Source organism: Pedobacter sp. 01T416_2, assembly GCF_056398925.1.
Map to the genome: position 1 here is coordinate 1 of NZ_JBFTQI010000808.1, position 2561 is coordinate 2561.

Sequence of the window (2561 nt, forward strand, 5' to 3'; positions counted from 1 at the left end):
GAAAATCGGCGCTTGCTTTAGCACCACTAAATAGGGTGAGGAAAAGAGCTGGTTTAACGGATATTGTAAGTACCGATCAAACGGAGCTTAGAACAATTATTCTACATGAGCGCCGGGTTGAACTGGCTTTCGAAAACAGCAGATGGACAGATTTATTGAGAACTGGAAAAGCAATTAATGTTATTAATGCATTTGGTGTTAAAATAAGGCAGCAGCTTCCATTTCTTTCCTCAGATGCTTACGTAATCGATAATCACCATTTATTATTTCCAATCCCACAAAACGAAGTTGGACTAAATCCTAAGATCATCCAAAACCCAGGATACTTTTAAGATTGAAGTATAAGACAAGTAAAAGAAGAATAAAATTTAATTAAGTAAAAATGACCATAAATAAAGCACTGTTAAAGAAAAGCCTTTGCATTTTTTTAAGTGCACAAATGTTATTAACTACAAGTGCAAGCTTAATACCTGCGTTGCAGGAAGAACGTTTAGCAAACGATGAATTTGCGATCGTTGTACTACCCGATACCCAATATTATACTTCAGAGAAGAATGGCGGGAAAAAGGAGATGTTTTCGGAGCAGACCGAGTGGATTGCAAAAAATGCAGCAAAAGAAAACATTAAATACGTAATCCATCTTGGTGATATTTCTGATGATGGGGAAAAATTCCCACAACAATGGGTAAATGCTGCCGGGTCGATGTATAAATTGGAAAAACCACAACCTGGTTATCCGCAGGGTATTCCATATGGTATGGCCGTAGGCAACCACGATCAAACCAAGAGTCAATATCCCTTAAGTGGTAAAACCGATCAGTACAATAAATATTTTGGCGTGGATCATTTTAAAGATAAAAAATGGTACGGCGGGCATTATCGTGATAATAACGATAGCCATTTCGATCTTTTCGAAGCAGGCGGTTATAAATTCATTGCTATATTTTTTGAATATGATTCTTATGATGAGGATATTGAAGGATTGAACAAATGGGCAAGTGCGCTACTTGAAAAATTTAACGATCGGAAGGCCATCTTAGTGAGCCATTCTATTATTCATTTTAATAAGAAAACCGGTACCAACGAAAAGGGCTTTCCGAAGTTTTCTAAACAGGGGCAACGGATTTTCGATCGTTTAAAAAGTTACCCGAATGTGTTTTTAACTTTATCAGGCCATGTGGGCGATAACGGTGAAGGCTACCGTCAGGATGGTTATGCGGGAAATGTGATCAAATCATTGTTATCAGATTTTCAGAGCAGGCCAGATGGGGGGCACGGTTTAATGCGGCTCATGAAATTTTCTAAATCGAAAGACCTGATCAGTGTACGTACTTTTTCTCCGGTAACAGGTGAAGAAGAGGCCGATGCCGATAGTAAATTCACACTTCCCTTGTTCCACCATACCACAGTGGCCAGGTATCAGGATTATAACAACGATGGCATTAGCGAAATCGCATTTTTTTCTAATGGTACCTGGAAAATATCGGGGGAGGCAGATATTGCCTTTGGTAAACCTGGCGATGTTGCAGCTCCAGCCGACTATAATGGAGATGGTAAAACGGAGCTTGCGGTTTTCAGACCATCCGAAGGAAAGTTTTATATCCAGGGTGGGAAAGATGTTGTACTTGGCCAGGCAGGCGATATTCCCGTGTGTGGAGATTGGGATGGAGATGGTTTTGCAGAAGCTGCTGTTTATCGTCCTTCTACATTAACATGGTACTTTGATGGACTGGATAGTGTGAAATTCGGACATAAAAATGGTGTCCCTGTTCCTGCAGATTATGATGGAGATGGGATATTGGATGTAGGCATATTTCGTAAAGACAACTCTTTATGGCAAACCAGTCTCGGTAATATTCCTTTGCAGGTTAAGCATACACCGGGCGATATTCCGGTACCTGCAGATTATGACGGCGATGGTAGGGCAGAGATGGCTGTTTTCAGACCTTCAACAAACGAATGGATTATCGACCGCTTTAAAGAACCGGTGAAATTTGGACAAGAAGGAGATATTCCTGTTCCAGGCAACTATTTAGCTGGAGGGAAATCTAGTTTGGCTGTATATAGAAACGGCTTAATTTACCTTCAGAATGGTAAACCCATTGACGCCAAAAACGGAAAAGCCACTGATTTGATTAATAATAAGAACCGTTAATCTCTGTTGCTATTTCAGCTGTTAAGAGTGATATTAAATTTTTAAGCTGAAAACAAAGAGGTTGTATCATAAATATAGATTTGTCATCCTAGGGGATAATTTATTGTATAAAAATCAATATTAATGACAGGTGAATTTAAGAGAAATAATATCGTCATTTCGACTGAAGCTTACCGATTTTTCATCGGTAGCGTAATGGAGAAATCTTTAAACTTTTCAGTAACATAGTTCAAAGATCTCTCCGCTCCGCTTTGCTTCGGTCGTATTCTAGGTTTACCACAATTGCAAATTTATTTTAAGAAAAACTCTTTTTTTGGGAGTTTTTCTTAGCTTTTATGACGCTCTCCTATAATTCTCGACATACATTTCTCCTCTCTTAACAAGTGAGAACATCCTTAAAATCAGT

At 38.9% G+C, this 2561-nt stretch carries 2 protein-coding genes; both read left to right on the plus strand.

All coding sequences use genetic code 11. The annotated features are described in order from the left end of the window. Window positions 1-332 (plus strand): RagB/SusD family nutrient uptake outer membrane protein (locus tag AC1DPQ_RS24365; protein ID WP_477611145.1); only part of this gene is annotated, 332 nt, incomplete at its 5' end. Window positions 333-382: 50 nt separating this feature from the next. Further along, entirely contained in the window at window positions 383-2155 is a 1773-nt protein-coding gene (locus AC1DPQ_RS24370) for a metallophosphoesterase (RefSeq protein ID WP_477582968.1), read from the plus strand. Window positions 2156-2561: the final 406 nt, after the last annotated feature.